Annotated in this window: 23 protein-coding genes; 15 read left to right on the top strand and 8 right to left on the bottom strand. The window is 69.2% G+C overall.

Translation table 11 applies throughout. From position 1 onward, the window contains the following. The first annotated feature begins 19 nt into the window (after window positions 1–19). The 3 genes from AB0H43_RS37310 to thrS all read left to right on the top strand — a co-directional run bounded on the left by AB0H43_RS37310 (window position 20) and on the right by thrS (window position 2,813). The gene (locus tag AB0H43_RS37310) at window positions 20–436 is read left to right on the top strand and encodes a roadblock/LC7 domain-containing protein (RefSeq protein WP_360007901.1); all 417 of its coding nucleotides are present in this window, start codon (window positions 20–22) and stop codon (window positions 434–436) included. Next, the gene (locus AB0H43_RS37305; RefSeq protein WP_360007899.1) at window positions 433–1,413 is read left to right on the top strand and encodes a TAXI family TRAP transporter solute-binding subunit; all 981 of its coding nucleotides are present in this window, start codon (window positions 433–435) and stop codon (window positions 1,411–1,413) included. Before AB0H43_RS37310 ends, AB0H43_RS37305 begins: the two co-directional genes overlap by 4 nt. Window positions 1,414–1,598: 185 nt before the next feature. Next, window positions 1,599–2,813 (top strand): threonine--tRNA ligase, encoded by a 1,215-nt coding sequence (gene thrS, locus AB0H43_RS37300; protein ID WP_360007897.1) that lies wholly within the window; start codon window positions 1,599–1,601, stop codon window positions 2,811–2,813. A gap of 122 nt (window positions 2,814–2,935) precedes the next feature. On the opposite strand, the gene AB0H43_RS37295 is transcribed toward thrS, so the two are convergent. After that, window positions 2,936–3,943, bottom strand: coding sequence for a lactonase family protein (locus tag AB0H43_RS37295; protein WP_360007894.1), 1,008 nt, complete (start codon window positions 3,941–3,943; stop codon window positions 2,936–2,938). A gap of 68 nt (window positions 3,944–4,011) precedes the next feature. Between AB0H43_RS37295 and AB0H43_RS37290 the strand changes: the two genes are divergently transcribed. The 3 genes from AB0H43_RS37290 to AB0H43_RS37280 all read left to right on the top strand — a co-directional run bounded on the left by AB0H43_RS37290 (window position 4,012) and on the right by AB0H43_RS37280 (window position 6,088). Beyond that, entirely contained in the window at window positions 4,012–4,344 is a 333-nt protein-coding gene (locus AB0H43_RS37290; protein WP_360007891.1) for a metalloregulator ArsR/SmtB family transcription factor, read from the top strand. Beyond that, window positions 4,341–4,781, top strand: a complete 441-nt coding sequence (locus AB0H43_RS37285) for an SRPBCC domain-containing protein (protein ID WP_360007889.1) — start codon at window positions 4,341–4,343, stop codon at window positions 4,779–4,781. Before AB0H43_RS37290 ends, AB0H43_RS37285 begins: the two co-directional genes overlap by 4 nt. Window positions 4,782–4,843: 62 nt before the next feature. Next, the gene (locus AB0H43_RS37280) at window positions 4,844–6,088 is read left to right on the top strand and encodes a family 16 glycosylhydrolase (RefSeq protein ID WP_360007887.1); all 1,245 of its coding nucleotides are present in this window, start codon (window positions 4,844–4,846) and stop codon (window positions 6,086–6,088) included. A gap of 27 nt (window positions 6,089–6,115) precedes the next feature. On the opposite strand, the gene AB0H43_RS37275 is transcribed toward AB0H43_RS37280, so the two are convergent. Further along, window positions 6,116–6,352: a hypothetical protein gene (locus AB0H43_RS37275; RefSeq protein WP_360007934.1), complete on the bottom strand. Its 237-nt coding sequence runs from the start codon at window positions 6,350–6,352 to the stop codon at window positions 6,116–6,118. Between AB0H43_RS37275 and AB0H43_RS37270 the strand changes: the two genes are divergently transcribed. Beyond that, window positions 6,299–6,634, top strand: coding sequence for a MarR family transcriptional regulator (locus AB0H43_RS37270; protein WP_360007884.1), 336 nt, complete (start codon window positions 6,299–6,301; stop codon window positions 6,632–6,634). The genes AB0H43_RS37275 and AB0H43_RS37270 overlap by 54 nt on opposite strands. A gap of 2 nt (window positions 6,635–6,636) precedes the next feature. On the opposite strand, the gene AB0H43_RS37265 is transcribed toward AB0H43_RS37270, so the two are convergent. Then, window positions 6,637–7,860 (bottom strand): ROK family protein, encoded by a 1,224-nt coding sequence (locus AB0H43_RS37265; RefSeq protein WP_360007882.1) that lies wholly within the window; start codon window positions 7,858–7,860, stop codon window positions 6,637–6,639. A 356-nt stretch (window positions 7,861–8,216) separates the two neighbouring features. Beyond that, complete coding sequence (locus AB0H43_RS37260; protein WP_360007879.1) at window positions 8,217–10,070, bottom strand: ricin-type beta-trefoil lectin domain protein; 1,854 nt, start codon at window positions 10,068–10,070, stop codon at window positions 8,217–8,219. 327 nt (window positions 10,071–10,397) lie between these two features. Here AB0H43_RS37260 and AB0H43_RS37255 point away from each other — a divergent pair, with 327 nt between their 5' ends. The 4 genes from AB0H43_RS37255 to AB0H43_RS37240 all read left to right on the top strand — a co-directional run bounded on the left by AB0H43_RS37255 (window position 10,398) and on the right by AB0H43_RS37240 (window position 14,992). Then, window positions 10,398–11,669 carry an extracellular solute-binding protein gene (locus tag AB0H43_RS37255; protein ID WP_360007877.1) on the top strand — a complete coding sequence of 424 codons (1,272 nt, stop codon included), beginning with the start codon at window positions 10,398–10,400 and terminating at the stop codon, window positions 11,667–11,669. A gap of 130 nt (window positions 11,670–11,799) precedes the next feature. Further along, the gene (locus AB0H43_RS37250) at window positions 11,800–12,699 is read left to right on the top strand and encodes a sugar ABC transporter permease (RefSeq protein ID WP_253763634.1); all 900 of its coding nucleotides are present in this window, start codon (window positions 11,800–11,802) and stop codon (window positions 12,697–12,699) included. A gap of 83 nt (window positions 12,700–12,782) precedes the next feature. Then, on the top strand, window positions 12,783–13,607 hold the full coding sequence (locus AB0H43_RS37245) for a carbohydrate ABC transporter permease (RefSeq protein ID WP_360007924.1): 825 nt from the start codon (window positions 12,783–12,785) through the stop codon (window positions 13,605–13,607). Then, complete coding sequence (locus AB0H43_RS37240; protein WP_360007874.1) at window positions 13,604–14,992, top strand: GH1 family beta-glucosidase; 1,389 nt, start codon at window positions 13,604–13,606, stop codon at window positions 14,990–14,992. Before AB0H43_RS37245 ends, AB0H43_RS37240 begins: the two co-directional genes overlap by 4 nt. Before the next feature lie 75 nt (window positions 14,993–15,067). Here the strand turns inward: AB0H43_RS37240 and AB0H43_RS37235 are convergent, their stop codons facing one another. The 4 genes from AB0H43_RS37235 to AB0H43_RS37220 are packed head-to-tail and all read right to left on the bottom strand — an operon-like array spanning window position 15,068 to window position 18,504. Continuing rightward, complete coding sequence (locus AB0H43_RS37235) at window positions 15,068–15,781, bottom strand: ABC transporter permease subunit (protein ID WP_360007872.1); 714 nt, start codon at window positions 15,779–15,781, stop codon at window positions 15,068–15,070. 14 nt (window positions 15,782–15,795) lie between these two features. Then, the gene (locus AB0H43_RS37230; RefSeq protein WP_360007869.1) at window positions 15,796–16,707 is read right to left on the bottom strand and encodes an ABC transporter ATP-binding protein; all 912 of its coding nucleotides are present in this window, start codon (window positions 16,705–16,707) and stop codon (window positions 15,796–15,798) included. Next, window positions 16,704–17,582 carry an ABC transporter permease subunit gene (locus AB0H43_RS37225; RefSeq protein ID WP_360007866.1) on the bottom strand — a complete coding sequence of 293 codons (879 nt, stop codon included), beginning with the start codon at window positions 17,580–17,582 and terminating at the stop codon, window positions 16,704–16,706. Before AB0H43_RS37225 ends, AB0H43_RS37230 begins: the two co-directional genes overlap by 4 nt. Beyond that, window positions 17,575–18,504 carry an ABC transporter ATP-binding protein gene (locus tag AB0H43_RS37220; RefSeq protein WP_360007863.1) on the bottom strand — a complete coding sequence of 310 codons (930 nt, stop codon included), beginning with the start codon at window positions 18,502–18,504 and terminating at the stop codon, window positions 17,575–17,577. The genes AB0H43_RS37225 and AB0H43_RS37220 overlap by 8 nt, the downstream gene beginning before the upstream one ends. Window positions 18,505–18,625: 121 nt before the next feature. Here AB0H43_RS37220 and AB0H43_RS37215 point away from each other — a divergent pair, with 121 nt between their 5' ends. From AB0H43_RS37215 to AB0H43_RS37200, 4 genes are read left to right on the top strand one after another with little or no spacing between them, the layout of a single operon-like run. Further along, window positions 18,626–19,141 carry a GNAT family N-acetyltransferase gene (locus AB0H43_RS37215; RefSeq protein WP_360007860.1) on the top strand — a complete coding sequence of 172 codons (516 nt, stop codon included), beginning with the start codon at window positions 18,626–18,628 and terminating at the stop codon, window positions 19,139–19,141. A gap of 5 nt (window positions 19,142–19,146) precedes the next feature. Then, the gene (gene pseI / locus AB0H43_RS37210; protein WP_360007921.1) at window positions 19,147–20,187 is read left to right on the top strand and encodes a pseudaminic acid synthase; all 1,041 of its coding nucleotides are present in this window, start codon (window positions 19,147–19,149) and stop codon (window positions 20,185–20,187) included. 8 nt (window positions 20,188–20,195) lie between these two features. Then, a complete protein-coding gene (locus AB0H43_RS37205; RefSeq protein WP_360007857.1) occupies window positions 20,196–21,080 on the top strand; it encodes an aldo/keto reductase in 885 nt (294 codons plus the stop codon). Further along, window positions 21,077–21,871, top strand: a complete 795-nt coding sequence (locus AB0H43_RS37200) for an SDR family oxidoreductase (protein WP_360007855.1) — start codon at window positions 21,077–21,079, stop codon at window positions 21,869–21,871. The genes AB0H43_RS37205 and AB0H43_RS37200 overlap by 4 nt, the downstream gene beginning before the upstream one ends. Window positions 21,872–21,980 lie beyond the last annotated feature (109 nt).

Here is a 21,980-nt window from a genome sequence, read left to right as displayed (position 1 = left end):
GTGAAAGAAAGAGAACAGCATGTCCCCTGAGACGACCACCTCCGACTCGGCCAGCCTGGACTGGTTGCTCACCGCCTTCGCCCGGCGCGTGCCTGACATCGTTTCCGCCCTCGCCGTTTCGGTCGACGGCCTCGCCCTCGCCGCCACCGAGGGCCTGCCGCTCGACGAGGCCGACCGGCTCGCCGCCATCACCAGCGGCCTGGTCAGCCTCACGGTCGGCGCGTCCACGGTCCTGACGACCGGGCGGGTACGCCAGACGGTGGTCGACATGGACGGCGGCGTACTGCTGATCATGGCCGTCGGCGATCGGGCGCACCTCGCGGTGCTCGCCGCGCCCGGCTGCGATCTCGGGCAGACCGGATACGAGACGGCTGTGCTCGCGCAGCGGGTCGCGGTCGCACTCGAACCGGGCGCACGCGTACCGGGACAGCTGTGAACGCACGCCGGGCGGTCGCCGCTCTTCTGTCGCTCCTGGCCCTGACGCTGGCCGGGGCGACCGGCTGCGCCCGGCCCGAGCTCGACGCCCGGCTCCAGCTGTGGCACCACGGTCAGCTGACCATCGGCACCGGCCCGACCAACGGCGTGTTCAACCAGCTCGGCAGCGGGTATGCCGACGTGGTGAACCGGCACCTGACCGGGTTCGAGGCGGTGTCGATGCCGACCAACGGGGCATTGGAGAACCTGCAGCGGCTCGCCCGTGGCGACATCGACGTGGGCTTTACGTACGCCGACGTCGCGGGCGACGCCGTGACCGGCAAGGGCTCGTTCGCCGGATCACCGGTGCAGGTGCGGGCGCTGGCCCGGATGTTCACGGCGTACATGCACGTCGTGGTCCGTCCGGGGACGGGCGTCCGGACGCTGGCCGATCTGCGGGGCAAGCGGGTGGCGACCGGGCCGGCCGGCTCCGGCACCGAGATCCTCGCACTGCGGATGCTGACCGCGGCCGGTCTGGATCCCGCCAAGGACGTGCAGCGGGTCACCGCCTCGCTCAGTCAGATGACGACGACCTTCGCCGCCGGGCAACTGGACGCCTTCTTCTGGACCGCCGGTCAGCCGGTGGTCGGCCTCACCGCCCTGTTCGGCAAGCTGCCCGGCCGGGTCGCCCTCCTGCCGACCGACGCCCTGGTGGCCGTCCTCGACAAAGACTACCCCGGGGCGTACACGGCGGCGACCATCCCGAAGGACGCCTACGGACTCAGTGCGGATGTGGCGACCGTCGCGGTCCCGTGCTTGCTGGTGACGTCGCCCGCCCTGCCCACGGAGGTGGGGTACGAGCTGACCCGGCTGCTCTTCGAGCATCAGGACGAGCTGGCGGCGGTGCACTCCGAGGGCAGGAACATCAACCGCGAGGTGGCGTGGAAGACCGACCCCGTGCCGCTGCACCCCGGTGCTCGCGGCTACTACGGCGTGTGAGGTACCCTCGACTCATGCGTTATCAGCAGAGCACGACGACGCCGGGCATCCCGGCGGCTTTCGTGCTGGCTGACGCGGCGTTCACACGCTGACGCATTAGTCGATCGAAACGGCTCCGGGCCAGTCCCGGAGCCGTTTTCGTGCTCTCTGGACGGCCTTGGGCGTACCCCTAGGAGGAGAGAGCGATGAACGACCACCGCAAGCTGGGCCGTGAGCTGGAGCTGTTCCACTCGGACCCGCTCGTCGGCGCGGGCCTGCCGATCTGGCTGCCGGCCGGCGCGGCCGCGCGTCACGCGGTCGAGGAGTACATCCGCGAGGAGGAACGCCTCGCCGGATATCAGCACGTCTATTCGCCGCCGATGGCCAAACACGAGATGTACGTGCGCTCGGGGCACGTGGCGAAGTTCGCCGACGACATGTTCCCGCCGATGGCCTCCTCGCCGGAGGAAGAGGCGTTGGTCTTGCGGCCGAGCATGTGCCCGCATCATGCGATGGTGTTCGGCGCGCGTGGCCGGTCCTATCGGGAGCTGCCGCTGCGGATCGCGGAACTGGGCGGGCAGTACCGCGCCGAGCGTTCCGGGGTGCTGTCCGGCCTGTCCCGAGTACGCGCGATCTCGCTCAACGACGCGCACGTGTTCTGTCGCGTCGATCAGGTGGGGGCCGAGGTCGCCGACATGCTCGCCTTGATCAAGCGGGCGCACGCCGCGTTGGGGTTCTCGGTCGACTCCTACCGGCTGTCCTTGCGCGGCGAGAGGTTCCTGGGCGAATCCGAGGTCTGGGACGCGGCCGAGGGGATGCTGCGTGACGCGATGATCGCCGAAGGCGTCTCGTTCTTCGAGGCTCCGGGCGAGGCCGCGTTCTACGGACCGAAGATCGACCTGCAGATCCACGACGTGCAGGGGCGGGAGCTGTCGCTGGCCACCATCCAGGTGGACTTCGCGCAGCCCGAGCGGTTCGATCTGGCTTATGTGGACAGCGAGGGCGTGAAGCAGCGCCCGGTCATGGTGCACCGCAGCATCATCGGCAGCCTGGAACGACTGTTCGCCCATCTGATCGAAGTCCACCAAGGCGCCTTCCCCGCCTGGTACGCCCCGGTGCAGCTCGCCGTCGTGCCGATCGGGGAGGCGCAGCGGGACGCCGCCTGGGCGCTGCACGACCGGGCTTCCCGGGCGGGGCTTCGGGTCGAGGTCCTGGAGGAGGGCTCGCTGTCGTTGCGCGTACGCGAAGCCGCCCAGCGCAAGATCCCCTATGCCGCCGTCATCGGGGCCCGGGAAGCGGCGGCGGGTGCGGTCGCACTGCGACTCCGCGACGGGCGGTCGCTCGATCCGCAGCCGGTGGGGGAGGCGCTGGACCTCATCCAGTCCGTCGTCGCCGCCCGCTCGGTCGCCCTCTTGCCCTGACCCCTTCTTCGCCCCACCCGCGTCGCGTTTATGGCGCTGGATCAGGGTTCTCGGTCGAATCATCGGTCAAGATTCGACCCGGAACCCTGATCCAGCGCCCACAGCGGAGGTGGCCGAAGGACTCAGCCGGCGAGGACGCAGGCGGCGCCCGCCACCTCGGCGACGGCCACCGGAGTCGCCGGTACGCCGGTCGCCGGGTCGATCGGGGCGACCGTGATCGTGCCGCTGTCCTGATTGGCGATGTAGAGGAGGTCACCGATGATCGCGAAGTGCCGGGGCCAGCGGCCGCCGGTGGGCACGTCGGTGACCGGGGTCAGCCCGTCCGGGGTGACCGCGAAGACGGTGACGCAGTCCGTGCCGCGATTGGCGACGTAGACGAACCGGCCGTCCGCCGAGCATTCGATGTGACTCGGGTAGTTGCGCTCGGCGGGCGGCTCGACCGTGGCGGCCACCTTGCCGACCTGTACGAGCCCGTCGCCCTGCGGCTGATAGACGAGGACGCTGGAGTCCAGTTCGGCCGAGACGTAGACGGTGCCGCTGGTCGGGTGGAACGCGATGTGCCGGGGGCCGCTGCCGGCGTCGGCGGGGATCTCGCGGACGGGGAGGATCGCGCCGTCCGGGCTCAGGGCGTACTCGTGGATCTGGTCGGTGCCGAGGTCGGTGACGTAGAACGAGGTCCCCGACGGCCGGTACGCGATCATGTGCGCGTGCGGGCCCTCCTGCCGCTCGGGGTCGGGTCCGCTGCCGCCGTGTTCGAGGAGGTCACGGCGTCCGCCCAGGGAGCCGTCCTCGTTGATCGGGTGGACGCTGACCGAGCCGCCGGCGTAGTTCGCCGTCACGAGGAACTTCCCGGTCGGGTCGACGACGAGGTGACAGGGGTCGGCCCCGCCGGTCCACTGCTGGCCGAGCGAGGTGAGCAGACCGTGATCCGAGCGGGCGAACGCCTCGACGCCGCCGGTCGACTCGCTGACGGCGTAGAGGTTGGCCTTCACGGCGTCCCAGGCGAGGAAGGACGGATCGATCGCGGTCGCGGGAGGATGCGCCTCCGTGAGCGCACCGGTCGAGGGGTCCTGTTCGTAGCAGCGGATGCCGCCGCCGGTCGAGGTGTATGCGCCCACGTAGATCAGCATTCCGTCAGCGTACCGGTTGATCATCGAGGTGATTGACATGTGACCAGATGGTCACCTATCTTGGCAGTATGCCCGGCGAGAACGGTGACGACCTGGTGTTCAAGGCGCTGGCCGATCCGACCCGGCGGCTGCTGCTCGACCGCCTCTTCGAGCAGGACGGCCGGACGCTCGGCGACCTCGAGGCCGAAGTGCCCGAGATGACGAGATTCGGCGTGATGAAGCACCTGAAGCTGCTGGAAGAAGCCGGGCTCGTCGTGACGCGACGGCGGGGACGGGAGAAGTTGCACTACCTGAATCCCGTGCCGATCCGGATGATCCACGACCGCTGGATCACCAAGTACACCGCGGGGCCGGCGGCGGCCCTGATCGACCTGAAGAAACGGCTGGAGGGCACGACATGAGCACCACCATTGAGTCCACACAGGTCTACCAAGTCTTCATCAAGGCGAGTGCCGAGCAGATCTGGCAGGCGATCGTCGATCCCGAGCTGACCGTTCAGTACTTCCACGGCGTACGCATCACCGTCACCGCCGACGAGCGCCGGAGCAGCATGGCCGGCGACGGCGTCGCCAACGGCAGTCGCGTACTGGAGTTCGATCCGCCTCGCCGCCTCATCCACGAGTGGTCGTCGTACTACGACGAGGAGATGGCCAAGGAACCGTTCAGCCGGGTGACCTGGGAGATCGAGCCGCAGGAGGGCGGCTACTGCCTCCTGACCCTGGTCCACGACCAGTTGGCGGGCTCACCGAAGACGGCGGCCAGCGTGGGCGGCCGGGGTTGGATGTTCGTCCTGTCCGGGCTCAAGACGCTGGTGGAGACCGGGAAAGGCCTGGCGTAGGCGTTCGCTTTGTTCGGGACTTTTATTGACAAGAATATTTAGTAAAGAATAGCGTTCTTTCTATGTCCCGAACCTTGCTTCGCGGCGCTCTGGCCCTGAGCGCCGCACTCACTCTCGCCGCCGGACTGGCGACCGCACCGGCAGCGCCGCCGGCCGCGGCCGCGGTCGGCGGGCTCACCTGGTCCGACGAGTTCACCGGGGCGGCCGGCACCGCGCCCAGCTCGGCCCGGTGGGCGTACGACGTCGGCGGCGCCGGCTGGGGCAACAACGAGCTGGAGTACTACACCACCAGCACCAGCAACGCCGCCCTCGACGGCAACGGCAACCTCGTGATCACCGCCCGCGCGGGCAACCCGTCCGGCTACAGCTGCTGGTACGGCAGCTGTCAGTACACCTCGGCCCGGCTGAAGACGCAGGGGAAGTTCACCCAGGCGTACGGGCGGTTCGAGGCGCGCATGAAGATCCCGCGCGGGCAGGGGCTGTGGCCCGCGTTCTGGATGCTCGGCGACAACATCGGCAGCGTCGGCTGGCCGAACAGCGGCGAGATCGACATCATGGAGAACGTCGGCTTCGAGCCGTCCACAGTGCACGGCACGATCCACGGACCGGGCTACTCCGGCTGTTGCGGCCTCGGCGGCGGCTACACGCTGCCCGGCGGTCAGGCCTTCGCCGACGCCTTCCACACCTTCGCCGTGGACTGGGAGCCCGGCGCGGTGACCTGGTATGTCGACGGCATCCAGTACTCCCGGCACACCTCGGCCGAGACGAACGGCAACCCGTGGGTCTTCGACCACCCGTTCTTCCTGATCCTCAACGTCGCGGTCGGCGGCAACTGGCCCGGTTCGCCGAACGCGTCGACGGTCTTCCCGCAGACCATGACGATCGACTACGTCCGGGTCTACTCGTGGACCACGGGCGGCACTCGGGTCGGCGCCATCACCGGATACGGCGGCAAGTGCGTCGACGTGGCGTCGGCAGGCACAGCGAACGGCACGAAGATCCAGCTGTGGACCTGCAACGGCACCAACGCGCAGCAGTGGACCATCGGCGCCGACGGCACCATCCGGGCGTTGGGCAAGTGCCTGGACGTCTCGGGCGGCGGCACCGCCGACGGCACCAAGGTGCAACTCTGGGACTGCAACGGAACGGCAGCCCAGAAGTGGACCTACACCGCCGGGCGTGACCTGGTGAATCCGCAGTCCAACAAGTGCCTCGACGCCACGGGCGTCAGCTCGGCCGACGGCACCCCGCTGCAGATCTGGACCTGCGGCGGCGGCGCCAACCAGAAGTGGAACCTGCCCGCCTGACCTAGCGCCCCCAGCGTGATCATTGCGTCAGCCACGCTGCTTCGGGCGGCGAAATGCCCGTTCAAACAGCATGGGTGACGCAATGATCACGCGGGACGGAGGCGCGTCATCGGGCGGCTGCACCGCCTCGCCGCCGAGCTGACCGAGCAGCTGACCGTCGTCTATCACCGGTACGGTCTCGGCGAGGGTGAGTTCGACGTCCTCGCCACATTGCGCCGAGCGGGTGCGCCCTTCGAGCGAGCGCCCGGAGAGTTGGCCGCGCACACCATGGTCACGACGGGTGCGATGACCAAACGCATCGATCGGCTCGAACGCGCTGGGCTCGTCGCCCGGCGGCCCAGTCAGACCGACGGCCGGGGCCGGGTGGTCGCGTTGACCCCGGCCGGGCGGGAACTGATCGACCAGGCGTTCGCCGAGCACATGCGCTACGAACGCCGGCTGGTCGATCTCCTGACCCCCGAGCAGGCCGCCCAGCTGGAGTCGTTGCTCACCACCTGGCTGGCCTGTTTCGAAACGCCGCTCCCCGCCCGGGACACCACGGACTGACGTTACGAGCGGCGGACGCGTGGACCGCGTACCAGTGCGGATTGAGCGGCCGCCGCGGGCCGCAAGCCGCCGTCGGCGAGCAGGCGCGCGACCGGAAGCGTCGCGGCCCCGAGCGCCACGGCGTCGGGCCCGAGCTCGCACAGGGTGATGGTGGTCTGGGCGAACGGCAGCTTGAGGGCGTGTTCGGCGGCGGCCGCGCGGATCTCCGGCAGCCAACGGCCGCCGAGCGCGGTGCCCGCCCAGCCGCCCAGCACGATGCGCTCGGGGTTGAACAGGTTGATCAGCGTCGCGATGCCCGCGCCGAGGTAGCCGACGGTCTGGGTCAGGACCTCGCGGGCGGTGGGCGACGAGTCGGCCGCCGCGATCAGCGAGCCGATCGCCGACTCCTCGTCGATCCCGGGCGCACCCTGGCCGTTCGCGTCGCGGTAGCGGTCCAGGATGCCTTCCGCCCCGACATAAGCCTCCAGGCAGCCGAGCGCGCCGCAGCGGCACCGGCGCCCGCCGTAGACCAGCGTGGTGTGCCCCCACTCGCCCGCGCTGCTCCGGGAGCCGCGGTAGCTCGCGCCGTCGGCCACCACGGCCGCGCCGACACCCGACCCGACCAGCGCGATGACCGCGTGCTGGGTGCCCCTGCCCGCGCCGAACCACATCTCCGCCTGGCCCAGGGTCTTCGCGCCGTTGTCGATGTGGACGGGAATCTGCGTGCCCGCGCGCAACATCGTTCCGATGGGTACGCCGTCCGCCCAGCCCAAGTGCTGAGCGTGGACGAGGCCTTCCTCGCCGGAGTCGACGACCCCGGGAAAGGCCACCCCGACGCCGAGCACTGTGGACTCATCGACCCCGGCCTGGGCGCAGACGGCGGTGATGCCTTCGAGGATGTGCGCCACCGTGACCCGGGGTTCCAGCTGGTTGGGCTCGATCGGATAGTCGGCCTTGGCCAGCGCCGCCATCGACATGTCGAACAGCTCGACGGTCACCCGGGTCTCCCCGACGTCCACGCCGATGACATGGCCGAAGCTCGGCGCCACCCGCAGCAGTACGCGCGGGCGGCCGCCGTCGGACTCGACCGAGCCGGCCTCCTCGACCAGTCCCTCCTCGAGGAACTCGGCGACCAGCGTGCTCACGCTCGCCGGGGACAGCGAGGTGAGCTGCGTCAGCTCATGCCGGCTCAGCGGCCCGTCCAGGTAGATCTTCGAGAGCAGGACTGCCCTGTTCGACCGGCGCATGTCACGCACCGTCGCCCGTCTCGCCACCATGTGTGCAACCCACCTCTGCGTTCGAGGAACGTCTCAGCATGCCCCAGACCTTGATTTTATGATATGAAATAAGTCTCAAAGTAGAGGCGTGTAGATATCTCGGTGTCACCTCGCCCCGAGGTGGTCGCACGCGACGAAACGGCGCCCGCTCGACCGGTCTCTGCCTTCGGACCGGTCGGCGGGCGCCACTGTCATTCGCGCGGCGCTTTCGCGCGCCGCTTTCGCGCGCCGCTTTCGCGTGATCATTGCGCCAGCCATGCTGTTTCGCGAGGCGAAATGCCCGTTGATACAGCATGGCTGACGCAATGATCTTGCCGGGTGCTACGTCAGGGGAGGGTCCACTTCTGGTTGGCGGTTCCGCCACAGGTCCAGATCTGCAGCGGGGTGCCGTCGGCCGAACTCGGCCCGGTGGCGTCGAGGCACTTGTTCGCCTGCGGATTCACCAGGTCGTTGCCGGCGGTGTAGGTCCATTGCTGGGCGCCGGAGCCGTTGCAGTCCCAGATCTGCACCTTGGTGCCGTTCGCGGTGCCGCCGCCCGAGACGTCCAGGCACTTGCCCAGCGCCCGGATGGTCCCGTCGGTGCCGACGGTCCACTGCTGCGCGTTCGTGCCGTTGCAGGTGTAGAGCTGCACCTGGGTGCCGTTCGCGGAGTTCGCCGCCGCCACGTCCACACACTTGCCGCCGTATCCGGTGATCGCGCCGACCCGCGTACCGCCGCCGGACTGCGTACCGGACCAGGTGAAGGTGGCCGACGTCTTGGTGGGCAGACTGTAGGTGAACGACTGCGCGCCCCAGGTGACCTTCAGCGTCTGCGTGCTGCCCGTGTTGTTGTACGCGATGAGCGCCTTGCTGCCGTCCGGGTTCTTCCAGGCGACGTTCGGGACCGAGCTGTTGGCGGTGGAGTCGATGCGTACCGCGCCGGGCTTCACGAACTTCGTCAGGTGACCCATGGTGTAGTACTCGATCGTGTAGTCGACCTGCCCACTACGGGAGTCTCCGTTGTGGACGGTGATCAGGCCGGTGCAGGTGCCGCAGCCGCCCGAGTGGGGGCCGTGGTTCTGGTCGACCGCCAGGCTCCACTTCACCCAGGACCGGTCCCAGTTCCGGGTGTAGTCGATCATGTTCAGCATGTCCTCGGTCTGCTGATTGGCGATCCAGGTGCCGCCCGAGTGCTCGGTCATGTACGCGTTGACGCCCGGGTACTGGTTGTGGATCGTCGTCTGCAGGTTGACGTCGCCGCCGTAGCCGTGCCAGGCGATGCCGCCGAAGAGGGAGTCGCCGCGTACGGCGGAGTCGGCCAGCGGGACCGAGCCGAGGTCGTTGTAGTTGCCCCAGTTGTAGTCGAGGACCAGCGTCTTCGTGGTCAACCCGGCCGCCCGTAGCGCCGGCCACAGGTTGGTCTTCATGAAGTACTGCAGGCCGCTGCCGTTCCAGTTCATCGAGGCGTACGTGGTTCCCGCGCCGCAGCAGGTCGGCTCGTTCTGCACCGAGATGTAGTCGACGTGGATCCCCTGCGCCTCGTACGCCTGCAGCGTCTTGACGAAGTACTGGGCGTACGCCGGATAGTACTGCGACATCAGCCAGCCCTGGTCGATGAAGTTGTTGTTGTCCTTCATCCAGGCCGGGGCGCTCCACGGCACCATCATCAGCTTGACGCCGTTGGGGTTGAGCTGGCGCGCCTGCTTCGTCAGCGGCACGACGTCGGCGAGGTCGTGGCTGATCGAGAAGTCGTTCAGGTCGCAACAGGTGTCGTCGTAGGAGTAGTTGTACCGGGCGAGGTCGGAGGCGCCCATCGGGTTGCGCAGGAAGCTCAGCCCGATCCCGTCGGTGGGGGAGAAGAGCTTGCGCATGACGTCGTCCCGGGTGGCCGTGCTGATGACGCCCCCGTCGAGCAGGTACGCCGCGGTGTCGGTGAACGACGCGCCCGCGCCCTCGAACTGCTGGTAGGTCACGTTCTCGTTGACGGTGACGGTCTGGCTGCCGGCCGGGCTGCTCGCCGCGTACGCCACCGGCGTCTGCTGCTGCAGCCCCCGGGTGACGGTGCGGCCGCCGGAGTCCGATGTGGTGGTCAGCCAGACGTTCACGGTTTCTCCGGCGGCCTGCGCCGGGACGGGTCCGAGCAACCCGGCGGCGAGGGCCAGCGTTGCGAGCGCCGCCAAGCGGGGCGTGCGTGGGGACATGGATGTGCCTTTCTGCGGGGGATTCGGCGGTGACGGCCTCCGCCGTCCCGCGCAGCAGGCACGGCGTACCTCGCAGGAAACCCGCAGCTCGCGGGCCCGCCACCCAGTCACCATCGCGGTGTCCTGCCCGACATCCATCGATGGAACCTTCTGTGAGCGGAACTGTAAACACGGTGTTCCGAAGAAGTCAACGCTTGACACGTCGAGCGATCGGGCCTTAAATCGCATCACGAAATAAGCCCGGAGAGCGCTCTATCACGCGCCACCAGCTCCCCGGGCCTCCCCCGCAGAGTTCCTCTTGAACGCGCCCGTGAAGGGGTGGAGTTGATGCGCAACCTGCACAAAATCGGTGCCGCGGCGCTCTCCGTGGCACTGCTCACCGCGGTCGCCGCGTGTGGCGACGACGGCGGTAGCTCCGGCAGTGGCGGCAAGGTCAAGCTCGTCGTCGCGACGTTCGGCGAGTTCGGATACAAGGACCTCTACGCCGAATACATGAAGGCCCACCCGGACATCGAGATCACCGAGCGGGTCACCAAGGCGGAGGACCATCACAAGAATCTCGCGGCGCACCTGGCCACCGGGCAGGGCGCGGCCGACATCGAGGCGATCGAAGAGGGCTGGATCGGCCAGTTCAAGGCGACCCCCGACAAGTTCGTGAACCTCATCGACCTCGGCGCCAACGACATCAAGTCGCAGTGGCCGGACTGGAAGTGGCAGACCTCGGTCGGCAAGAACGGCGCCCAGATCGGCTTCGGCACCGACGTCGGCGGCCTGGCGATGTGCTACCGGACCGACCTGTTCGCCAAGGCGGGCCTGCCCACCGACCGGGACCAGGTCTCGGCGCTGTGGAAGGACTGGGACGGCTACATCACGGCCGGCAAGAAGTACGCCGCCGCGAAGATCCCGAACTCCGCGTTCATGGACGGCCCGACCGTCATGTACCGCTCGGTGCTCGGCCAGTTCGACCAGGGCCTCTACGACAACCAGGACAACGTGATCGTCGAGACCAACCCGTCGGTGCGGGCCGCGTTCGACAAGACCGTCGAGGCGATCAACGCGGGTCTGTCGGCGAAGATCGCGGCCTGGTCGGCCGACTGGAACGCCGGATTCCAGAAGGGACGGTTCGCGACCATCGCCTGCCCGTCCTGGATGATGGCGTACATCCAGGAGCAGGCCAAGGACGCGGCCGGCAAGTGGGACATCGCCAAGATCCCCGGCGGCGGCGGCAACTGGGGCGGCTCCTTCCTGACCCTGCCCAAGCAGGGCAAGCACCAGAAGGAGGCGTACGAGCTGGCGAAGTGGCTGACCAGCCCGGAGCAGCAGGCCAAGGTCTTCCGCAAGGCGGGCAACTTCCCGTCGACCGTCACGCTGTACCAGGACCCGGTCATCACCGACTTCAAGAACCCGTTCTTCAACAACGCGCCGGTCGGCAAGATCTTCTCCGAGTCGATCACGACGATGAAGGCGCAGTACCTCGGGCCGAAGGCCGGTGACATCAACACCGCCATCCAGAACGGCCTGACCCGTGTGGAGCAGGGCAAGCAGACGCCCGACGCCGCCTGGAAGCAGGCGCTGGAGGAGATCAAGAAGATCGTCTGACGCCACCCCTGACCGGACTGAACTTCTGGCGGCTCACCCGAGAGGTTCCCCCGGCTCCGGCCTCGGTCCAGACGCCCGGACCGGGGCCGGTCATCCCGCAGGTCGTCCCGTTGAAACACCCGAGGAGCCCCTGGTGAAATCGTGGCTGCACCGGGCGGATGTGAAGGCGTCGCCCTACCTCTACATCTCGCCGTTCTACCTTCTGTTCGGACTGTTGGGCGCGTTCCCGCTGGTCTACACGGCCTGGGTGTCGCTGCACGACTGGAGTCTGCTCGAAGACGAGCATCCCTTCGTCGGCCTGGCGAACTACAAGGCTCTCTTCGCGGACTCGCTGTTCTGGAACGCGCTCGGCAACACCGCGTCGATCTGGGTCATCTCGACCGTTCCGCAGCTGCTGTTCGCCATCCTGCTCGCGCACATCCTCAACAACCGGCTCCGCGGCCAGACGCTGTGGCGTACCGGGCTGTTGCTGCCCAACGTGACCAGCGTGGTCGCCGTCGCGATCATCTTCGGCCAGCTCTTCGGCCGGGACTACGGCATGATCAACTGGGTGCTCGGCCAGTTCGGCATCGGCCACATCGACTGGCAGGCCGGCACCGCCACCTCCCACATCGCCATCTCGGCGATGATCATCTGGCGCTGGACCGGCTACAACGCGCTGATCTACCTCGCGGCGATGCAGGCCGTGCCGGACTCGCTGCACGAGGCCGCGATCCTCGACGGCGCCACCTCGATGCAGCGCCTGTGGCGGATCACCATCCCGTCGATCCGGCCCACCATCATCTTCACCGTCATCGTCTCCACCATCGGCGGTCTCCAGGTCTTCGCCGAACCGCTGCTGTTCGGCGGCGGCGGCCTCACCGGCGGCTCCGACGGGCAGTTCCAGACCTTGGCGCTCTACCTCTACCAGGCCGGCTTCGGCCGGTTCGACTTCGGCTACGCCTCGGCGACCGCCTGGCTCATGTTCCTCGTCATCGTCCTCGCCGCGATGCTGAACTTCCTGCTCACCCGACGCATCCGGAGGGCCTGATGTCGACCACGACGCCCACCGTCCCGCCCCGGACCCGCCGCCCGGTGAGCGAGGTCTACAAGCAGAAGACCCGCGTACGCCCGATCGGGTTCATCCGGCGGGCGCACCCGCTGACCTACCTGACCCTGATCGCGTTCCTGTTCTTCTCGGCGTTCCCGCTGTACTACAGCCTCATCGTCGCCTCGATGGACAACTCGGCGCTCGGCCAGGTGCCGCCGCCGCTGTTCCCCGGTACGCACCTCGTCGAGAACATCCGCCGGGTCTTCGACACCGTGGCGTTCGGCAAGGCGCTGATCAACTCGGTGATCGTCTCCTCGGTCATCACCTTCAGCGTCGTGCTGTTCTCGTCGCTGGCCGGATTCGCCTTCGCCAAACTGCGCTTCCGCGGCCGGCCCGCGCTCTACGTCGGGGTCATCGCGACGATGATGGTGCCCGGCCAGCTCGGCGTCATCCCGCTGTACATCCTGATGGCCAAGTGGCAGCTCATCGACACCCTGTACGCGGTGATCGCACCCAGCCTCGTCAGCGCGTTCGGCGTCTTCTTCATGTCGCAGTTCCTGTCGTCCGCGGTGCCGACCGAACTCCTCGAGGCCGGCCGGGTCGACGGGTGCAGCACCCTGGGCCTGTTCTGGCACGTCGTCCTGCCGATCGCCCGGCCGGCCGCGGCGGTACTGGGCATGCTGACCTTCATGAACGCCTGGAACGACTTCTTCTGGCCCCTGGTCGTCCTCACCCCGGAGAACCCCACCGTCCAGGTCTCCCTGTCCACCGTCGCGAGTGGATACATCACCGACTACTCGCTGACCCTGACCGGCGCCGCCCTCGCGACGATGCCCCTGATCGTCGTGTTCGCGTTGCTGGGCAAGCAGATCATCCACGGAATCATGCAAGGAGCCCTCAAAGGATGACAACGACCCAGGACCGCACCGAGGCCTCCGCCTCCGTCACCTTCCCGGTGGGCTTCCGCTGGGGCGTCGCGACGGCGGCGTACCAGATCGAGGGCGCTTCCCGCGAGGACGGGCGCACCCCGTCCATCTGGGACACGTTCTCGCGTACGCCGGGACTCGTGGACGGCGGGCACACCGGCGACGTCGCGTGCGACCACTACCACCGGTACGCCGACGACGTGGCGATCATGCGGGAGCTGGGGGTGGGCACCTACCGGTTCTCCATCGCCTGGCCCCGGGTGATCCCGGACGGCACCGGCCCGATGAACCCGCGAGGGCTGGACTTCTACGACCGCCTCGTCGACGAGCTGCTCGCCGCCGGGATCGCCCCCATGGCCACCCTCTATCACTGGGATCTGCCGCAGATCCTGGAGGACCGGGGTGGCTGGACGAGCCGGGGGACCGCCGAAGCGTTCGCCGACTACGCGATCGCGGCGTTCCACCGGCTCGGCGACCGCGTACCGACGTGGACGACGCTCAACGAACCGTGGTGCTCGGCGTTCCTCGGGTACGCCTCCGGCAACCACGCTCCGGGGCGTACCGAACCGGATGCCGCGTTCCGGGCCGCGCACCACCTGATGCTGGGCCACGGCCTGGCGGCGAGCCGGTTGCGCGCGGCCGGCGCCCGCGAGGTGTCGGTGACGGTGAACCTGAGCCCGGTGTTCCCCCGGGACGCCCGGGACCGCCACGACGTCGAGGCGGCGGCGCGGGTGGACGGCCTGCACAACCGGATCTTCCTCGACCCGCTGCTGCTCGGCCGCTACCCGGCCGACATGCTGGAGGTCGTCGAGCGGTTCACCGGCGGTACGCACATCCAGGAGGGCGACCTCGCGACGATCAACGCCCCGATCGACTTCCTGGGCGTGAACTACTACATGCCGACGCTGGTCGCGGCGAAGGTGGGAGCGCCGGGTTCGGCGCAGTTCCCGGGGACCGAGGGCGTGGAGTTCCTCGACCCCGACCTGCCCCGGACGGGGATGGACTGGCCCATCGATCCGGATGGCCTGCACGTGCTGCTCAAGCGGCTCGGCGGGGATTACGCGAAGACGCCGATCATCATCACGGAGAACGGCGCGTCCTTCCCGGACGTCGTGGTGGGCGACGAGATCGAGGACACCGAGCGGATCGGGTTCCTCGCCTCGCACCTGCGGGCGGCGCACCGGGCCGTCACCGACGGCGTCGACCTGCGGGGCTACCTCGCCTGGTCGCTGCTGGACAACTTCGAGTGGGCGTACGGCTACGACAAGCGGTTCGGTCTGGTCCACGTGGACTACGCCACCCAGGAGCGGCGGCTCAAGGAGAGCGCGCGCTGGTACCGCCGCGTGATCTCGACGAACTCTCTCTAAAGGTTCCCTGTGAGGGGGTAACAGAACGGGGGGCGGCGTTCGCGAGAACGCCGCCCCCCGTCGTCTGCCGTCGCGTCAGGAGGTCTCGCCCGCGACGCTGAACGAGCGGAGCCGGTCGATCGCCAGCCACGTTCCGCCGATCGCGAAGACGGCGACGGCGCCGATCGCGAACGGTGTCGAGATGGTCCCCTTGACGAGATCCGATCCGGAGACGGCGTCGGCGAGGGCGACGACGTTCTGCTGGACCGACAGCAGCCGAGTCCCCTTGAGCAGGTTGCCCAGCAGACCCTCCCAGAGCAGCACGTACGCCAGCCCGACGAGCACCGGCCGCCGGGTGAGCAGGCTCAGCGCCAGGAACAAGGCGCAGTACGCCAGCGCGCCGGCCGCGGCGGCGACGAACAGCCCGAGGCCGAGGCGTACGCCGTCGGCCATCAGGCCCACCAGGAACAGCGGCACCCCGGCGACCAGGGCGGTGACCCCGGTGGCGACGGCGAGCTTGGCGAGGATGATCTCCCAGCGGGGCAACGGCTTGGTCAGGATGTGCACGACGGTCCCGTCGTCGATCTCGGAGCCGAGCACGCCGGTCCCGACGATCAGGGCCATCACCGGGAGCACGACGGCGATGCCGAGCCCGCCGACGATCGGCCCGGTCCAGTCGTCGGCATCCGCGCCGAGCGCCTTGGCCAGCCAGGCCAGGCCGAGCATGACCAAGGGGAGCGGCAGCAGCCAGAGGAACCGGGCGCGGCCGAGAAGACCACGCAAGGTGATCGATGCGATGGTGAGATTCATGGCGTACTCCGCAATCAGGCCGCGATGAGGTAGGAGAAGACGCTCTCCAGGGACTCGTCGGCGGGGATCAGCCGGTGCACCCGGACGCCCGTCGACAGGGCGATCTTCGGCAGCGAGCGGGTGAACGTCCCGTAGTCGGACGCGCGTACCGTCAGGCCGAGTTTCGCGTCGACGTCGACGCCCGCCACCGACGCCTCACCCATCAGCGCCACCGCCAGCCGGCGGTCGTCACTGGACTGGATGGTGAAGACATGCGGGCGGTTCGTCATCAGCCGCCGGATGCTGCGGAAGTCGCCCGAGGCGGCCAGCCGCCCCGCCACGATCACCTGCACCGTGCCGGAGACCTGCTCGACCTCCTCCAGGATGTGCGAGCTGAACAGCACCGTGCGGCCCTGTTCGCCCATCCGGTGCAGCAACTCCATCATGTGCAGTCGCTGCCGGGGGTCCATGCCGTTGAACGGCTCGTCGAGCAGGAGCACCGCCGGATCGTGCACCAGCGCCGCCGCCACCCGGGTCCGCTGCCGCATGCCCTTGGAGTAGGTCTCGATCCGCCGGTCCTGCGCCGGGGTCATCTCGACCAGGTCCAGCGCCCGGCGCGCGGCGGCGGCCGGGTCGGGCAGCCGTTGCATCTTGGCGCTGGCCAGCACGAACTCGTACGCCGTGAGGAAGCCGTGCACCGCCTCCCGCTCGCTGACGAGCCCGAGTTTGGCGTACACGGGCGGGTTGCGCCACGACGGTTGCCCGTCGACCAGCACCTGACCCCGGGACGGGGCGAGGAAACCGGCCATCATGTGCAGCACGGTCGTCTTGCCCGCGCCGTTCGGCCCGAGCAGGCCGGTCACGCCGGGCGCCAGGACCATCGAGATGTCGTTGACGGCGACGAGGTTGCCGTACCACTTGGAGACGCCGTCGAGTTCGACCTTCATCGGGCCACCTTCCGGTAGCGGGCCAGCAGGAGGAGGGTGCACACGGCGAGGGCGGCCACGAGGACCAGGCCGTAGATCGGGCCGAGGTCGCCCACCGGGATGGTTTCCAGGTCGCCCGGCTGATCGGCGATCGCCCACGCGTGAACGCCCTGGAGCAGGGTCGCCGGGCTCAGCAGACCGAACGCGTGCTGCAACGTCGTGCTGTCCGTGGCGAAGGCGATGCCGGAGACCACCCCGGCGACCGCGGAGGTCATGAGGAAGAAGCCCGCGATGATCGCCGCGGCCACCGCCCGGCGGCTGGCCAGCGACCCGACCAGCGTCGCGATCGCGCCGAAGAGCAGCGCGTACAGCGCGGCGTAGCCCAGGCCGGCGGCGTACCGGCCGATCTCGGTCCAGATCTCCTTCGCGCCGCCCGCCCCGAACGCTCCACCGAGGAACATGATGGTCAGCGGCATCGCCAGCAGCAGCCAGGCGGCGGACACCGTCGCGGCAAGCTTCGCCAGCGCGTAGTCCGCCCGGGTCATCGGCCGGGAGAAGTAGAGCGGCAGGACGCCGGAACGCAGATCCCGGGACACCAGCTCAGGGCCGATGACCGCACAGAACAGCACGACGAGAACCGAGATCGCGTCGGCGTACGAGGTGTAGGAGAGCACCGGACGGCCCGCCTGTGCGCGTACCGCCGTGACGATCACGGCCACGAGTAGCGCGATCCCGGCGGCGAACCAGGGGAAGATCTTGGCTTTGGCGCTGCGCCCGAACCCGAACGCGGTCCGCAGGCTGTGCACGTAGAGCGAGCGGACGGCATACCCGCGGCCGAGCCGCGGCCCGGAGTAGCGCTGGTAGCCGATGTCGTGGATGACGCCCGACTCAGACATCGGCGGCCTCCTGAACACTCGGGGAGGCCGTCGCGAACAGCTCGGCGATCCGGTGGCGGCGCAGGTCGAGCCGGTGCAACGGCAGATCCAGCCGGGCCACCTCGCCGATGATCTGGTCGTAGGTGCCGTCGCCGGACAACGGCACGAGAATGAGGTGCGACTCCTCGCGGACCGGCAGCCCTTGGGCGCGCAAGGCGGCCGCGAGTTCCGGCTGCCCCTCGGAGACCTCGACGGCCAGCACGTCGCTGACGGTCGTCATGGTCGCCACGCTGTCGGCACGCAACAACCGGCCGCCGTCGATCGCGACCAGCGAGTCACAGATCCGCTCGACCTCGCCGAGCAGATGCGAGCAGACGACGAGGGAGATGCCGAACTCGCTGCCGATCCGGTGGATCAGGCCGAGCATGGCGTCCCGCCCGGCCGGGTCGAGCCCGTTCGTCGGCTCGTCGAGGAGCAGCAAGTCGGGATCGTGCACGAGCGCCTGGGCCAGCTTGACCCGCTGCTTCATGCCGGTGGAGTAGCCGCCGATCTGGCGGAACCGCTCCTCGTAGAGGCCGACGTGGCGCAGCGCCTCGGAAGCCCGCTCCCGCGCGGCGACCTTCGGCAGCCCGCTCATGCGGGCCATGTGCGTCACGAACTCGGCCGCGGCCAGGTCTGGCGGCAACGTGTCGTGCTCCGGCATGTAGCCGACTCGGGCGCGGATCTTCTCCGCCTGCGTCTTCGGATCCAGGCCCAGCACGCGTACGCCGCCGGCGGTCGGCTCGACCAGACCCAGCAGGATCTTGATCAGCGTCGACTTGCCGGCCCCGTTGGCCCCGACGAGGCCGACGACGCCGGGCTGCACCTGGACCGTGAATTCGCTGAGCGCCAGTACGCCGTTCGCGTAGCGCTTGGTGAGCGACTCGGTCGCGATCAGTGTCACGGTCGTCAACCTAGACGCATCCTGGGAGTCCTGTGATCCGGCGAGTTACCGATTTCCGCCCCTAGGGGTGCGCGTCGGCCCGGCGACGAGGCGGAACAACCCACCGGGCTAGGATCGTCGGGTGCTGCGCGACGCGACCGATTCCGACCGGGACCTCGTCCTGACCTGGCGCAATCACCCCGAAGTACGCAAGGTGAGCTTCACGACGCACGAGATCCGCCCGGAGGAGCACGCCGGGTGGTGGGCTGCCGTCGCCCAGGATCCGCAGCGGCGGGTGCTGATCTTCGAGTGGCGGGGTACGCCGGCCGGGGTGGTCAGCTTCGACGCCCGGAACGCGGCAGAGGAGGGCGTTGTCTGGGGGTTCTACCTCGACAACCAGACGCTCCAAGCCAGGGGCGAGTTGTTGCCCGCCTGGGTGCAGCTGGAGTCCGACGCCGTCGAGTACGCCTTCGACGTGCTCCAGGCCGAGCTGATCGGCGGCGAGACGCTCGCCTGGAACACCCCGGTGTTGCAGTTGCACAAGCGGATGGGGTTCACCGAGACCCGGCGTTACGAGCGCGAGGTCGACGGGGTTCCGCAGGAAGTGGTCTGGACCGAGCTGAGCGCCGCCGACCGGAAGAAGGGGAAGAGGAAGTGACCGAGATCAAGATCGGTGACCATCTGATCGGGCCGGGGCATCGGCCGTTCATCATCGCCGAGATGTCGGGCAACCACAACGGTTCCCTGGACCGGGCGTTGCAGATCGTCGACGCGGTCGCCGAGTCCGGCGCGCACGCGTTGAAGCTGCAGACATACACGCCGGACACGATCACCATCGACGTCGACACCCCGGAGTTCCGGATCTCGGCCGGGCACGATCTGTGGGGTGGCGAGTCGCTGTACCAGCTGTTCCAGAAGGCGCATACGCCGTTCGAGTGGCACAAGCCGATCTTCGACCGGGCCGCGTCGCACGGGTTGACCGTGTTCTCCGCCCCGTTCGACCCGACCGCGATCGAACTTCTCGAATCGTTGGGCGCGCCGGCGTACAAGATCGCCTCGTCGGAGCTGGTCGACCTGCCGCTGATCCGGCTGGCCGCGCAGACCGGCAAACCGTTGATCATCTCCACCGGTATGGCCAGCGTGGCCGACATCGCGCACGCGCTGGACACCGCCCGTGGCGCGGGCGCGACCCAGATCGTGCTGCTGGCCTGCACCGCGTCGTATCCGTCGCCGCCGCAGGACTCCAACCTGCGCCGCATCCCGATCCTGGCCGAGACCTTCGACGTCCAGGTCGGCCTGTCCGATCACACGCTCGGGATCGGCGTACCGATCGCGTCGGTGGCGTTCGGCGCGACCGTGATCGAAAAGCACATCACCCTGGCCCGCGAGGACGGCGGCGTCGACTCGGCGTTCTCCATGACCCCGGCCGAGATGCGCGCCCTGGTCGACGAATCCGAGCGCGCCTGGCTCGCCCTCGGTTCCACGCACATCGGCCCGACCGAGTCGGAGAAGGAAGGCCTGCGCTTCCGCCGCTCGCTCTACGTCGTGGAGGACGTCAAGGCCGGCGACCCGGTCACCCCGGCCAACGTCCGCTCGATCCGGCCCGCCAACGGCCTGCCCCCGATCGAGATCGACAAGGTCCTCGGCCGCACCTTCACCCGCGACGCCGCCAAGGGCACCCCGCTGAGCTGGGACCTCATCTGAGCACCCCGTTGCCCGTACGCGACCAGGGCGGCTATCGCCAGTCCGCCCTGGTTCTCGGCGCGGCCCAGCTGGGGATGGCGTACGGGATCGCCAACACGACCGGCGATCTCGATCAGGCTGCGGTCGACGCCCTCCTCCGCCGCGCGGCCGACCTCGGCGTGACCCATGTGGACACTGCGCGGGCGTACGGCGAGAGCGAAGCGCGGATCGGTGCGGCGTCGGTCAAGCCGCAGGTGATCACCAAGCTCGCACCGGGGGAGACCGATGTGCCGGCGGGCGTTCAGGCCAGCCTGACCGCGTTGCGCGAGAAGTCGGCCACTTTCCTGCTGCACCGGGCGGCCGACGTCCCGCAGGCCTGGGACGGGCTGCGGAAGGTGAAGGACGCCGGGCAGGCCGACCGGATCGGCGTCTCCGTGCAGAATCCGGCCGAACTGCTCGCCGTCGCCCGGCTGTCCGACCTCGGCTACGTCCAGCTGCCGTGCAACGTGCTCGACCGCCGCTGGCTCACGCCGCAGGTCGCCGAGGCGCTCAGCGGCGACGTCGTCGTGACCGTTCGCAGCGTCTACCTGCAAGGACTGCTCGCCGCCGGGACCGCCGCCCGCTGGCCGCACGTCCCGGACACCCAGCGGGACGCCGTGGTCGCGACCCTCGACGAGGTCGCGGCCGACCTGCGCTTTCCCAACCGGGCCGGCCTCTGCGTCGCGTACACCTTGGGGCTGCCGTGGGTGACCTCGGTCGTGATCGGGGCCGAGACGCTGGACCAGATCGAGGAGAACGTGCGGCTCGCGAGCCGGCCGGGGCTCGCGGCGGCCGAGCGCGAGATGCTGCTGGATCGGCTGCCGGAGCTGCCCGCGCAGCTGCTTGACCCGAGCACGTGGGGGAGCGCGCGATGAATCTGACGCCCGAGTCTCTGTTCGGCCTGTCCGGCAAGATCGCGGTCGTGACCGGCGCGACCGGGCGGCTCGGCCGGGTCATGGCCCGGACGTTGGCCACCGCGGGCGCGCAGGTCTGGCTGGTCGGCCGCGACCAGACCCGGCTGGACGCCCTCACGGAGGAGCTGCTGGCCGACGGGCTCTCGGCGGTCGCGGCCCGCTGCGACGTGACCGACCCGGACGACGTGCAGGCGCTCGGGGTGGCGCTGAGCGTCGGCCCCGGCCGTGTGGACGTTCTGGTGCACAACGCCCACGTCGGGCGCGGCGGCACCCTCGCCACGGCCCGCACGGAAGACTTCACCCAGGCCGCCGACCTCGCCCTCGCGGCGTTCCAGCGGCTGCTCGCGGCCACCCGTGACCTGCTGGTCCGCGCGGCCGCCGACTCGTCGCCCGCGGTCATCACCGTGTCGTCGATGTACGGTCTGGTCAGTCCGCGCCCCTCGCTCTACGCGAGCCCCGAGCAGGTCAACCCGCCCTACTACGGCGCGGTCAAGGCAGGCCTGCTGCAACTCACCCGCTACGCGGCGGTCGAGCTCGCCCCCCAAGGGGTACGCGTCAACGCCCTCACGCCAGGGGCATTCCCCGGCGGGGGCGACCCGGAATTCCTCAAAGCGCTCGGCGAGCACTCCCCGTTGGGGCGGGTGGGGTCGCCCGAGGAGATCGCCACCGCGCTGTTGTTCCTGGCGTCACCGCGGTCCAGCTACACGACCGGCGCGAACGTCGTGGTCGACGGCGGCTGGACCGCCTGGTGAACGGGCGCGGCGGCGGCTCATTTTTGCGTTATCCGGGATAACGTCCCCTCGCGTCACCGGAATGGGGACGATTTCCCGGAAAACGCGATGATCTTGGCGACGGCGCGGC

The sequence above is a fragment of the Hamadaea sp. NPDC050747 genome (assembly GCF_040654195.1).
Lineage (GTDB): Bacteria > Actinomycetota > Actinomycetes > Mycobacteriales > Micromonosporaceae > Hamadaea.
The sequence above is the reverse complement of the archived record's forward strand: the minus strand, read 5'-3'. Positions and strand labels throughout refer to the sequence as shown.

Excerpts from the sequence above, each read along its gene's own strand:
- AB0H43_RS37310 (WP_360007901.1), top strand. The coding sequence starts at position 20 with ATGTCCCCTGAGACGACCACCTCCGACTCGGCCAGCCTGGACTGGTTG.
- thrS (WP_360007897.1), top strand. The coding sequence starts at position 1,599 with ATGAACGACCACCGCAAGCTGGGCCGTGAGCTGGAGCTGTTCCACTCG.
- AB0H43_RS37295 (WP_360007894.1), bottom strand. The coding sequence starts at position 3,943 with ATGCTGATCTACGTGGGCGCATACACCTCGACCGGCGGCGGCATCCGC.
- AB0H43_RS37290 (WP_360007891.1), top strand. The coding sequence starts at position 4,012 with ATGCCCGGCGAGAACGGTGACGACCTGGTGTTCAAGGCGCTGGCCGAT.
- AB0H43_RS37285 (WP_360007889.1), top strand. The coding sequence starts at position 4,341 with ATGAGCACCACCATTGAGTCCACACAGGTCTACCAAGTCTTCATCAAG.
- AB0H43_RS37280 (WP_360007887.1), top strand. The coding sequence starts at position 4,844 with ATGTCCCGAACCTTGCTTCGCGGCGCTCTGGCCCTGAGCGCCGCACTC.
- AB0H43_RS37265 (WP_360007882.1), bottom strand. The coding sequence starts at position 7,860 with ATGCGCCGGTCGAACAGGGCAGTCCTGCTCTCGAAGATCTACCTGGAC.
- AB0H43_RS37260 (WP_360007879.1), bottom strand. The coding sequence starts at position 10,070 with ATGTCCCCACGCACGCCCCGCTTGGCGGCGCTCGCAACGCTGGCCCTC.
- AB0H43_RS37255 (WP_360007877.1), top strand. The coding sequence starts at position 10,398 with ATGCGCAACCTGCACAAAATCGGTGCCGCGGCGCTCTCCGTGGCACTG.
- AB0H43_RS37240 (WP_360007874.1), top strand. The coding sequence starts at position 13,604 with ATGACAACGACCCAGGACCGCACCGAGGCCTCCGCCTCCGTCACCTTC.
- AB0H43_RS37235 (WP_360007872.1), bottom strand. The coding sequence starts at position 15,781 with ATGAATCTCACCATCGCATCGATCACCTTGCGTGGTCTTCTCGGCCGC.
- AB0H43_RS37230 (WP_360007869.1), bottom strand. The coding sequence starts at position 16,707 with ATGAAGGTCGAACTCGACGGCGTCTCCAAGTGGTACGGCAACCTCGTC.
- AB0H43_RS37225 (WP_360007866.1), bottom strand. The coding sequence starts at position 17,582 with ATGTCTGAGTCGGGCGTCATCCACGACATCGGCTACCAGCGCTACTCC.
- AB0H43_RS37200 (WP_360007855.1), top strand. The coding sequence starts at position 21,077 with ATGAATCTGACGCCCGAGTCTCTGTTCGGCCTGTCCGGCAAGATCGCG.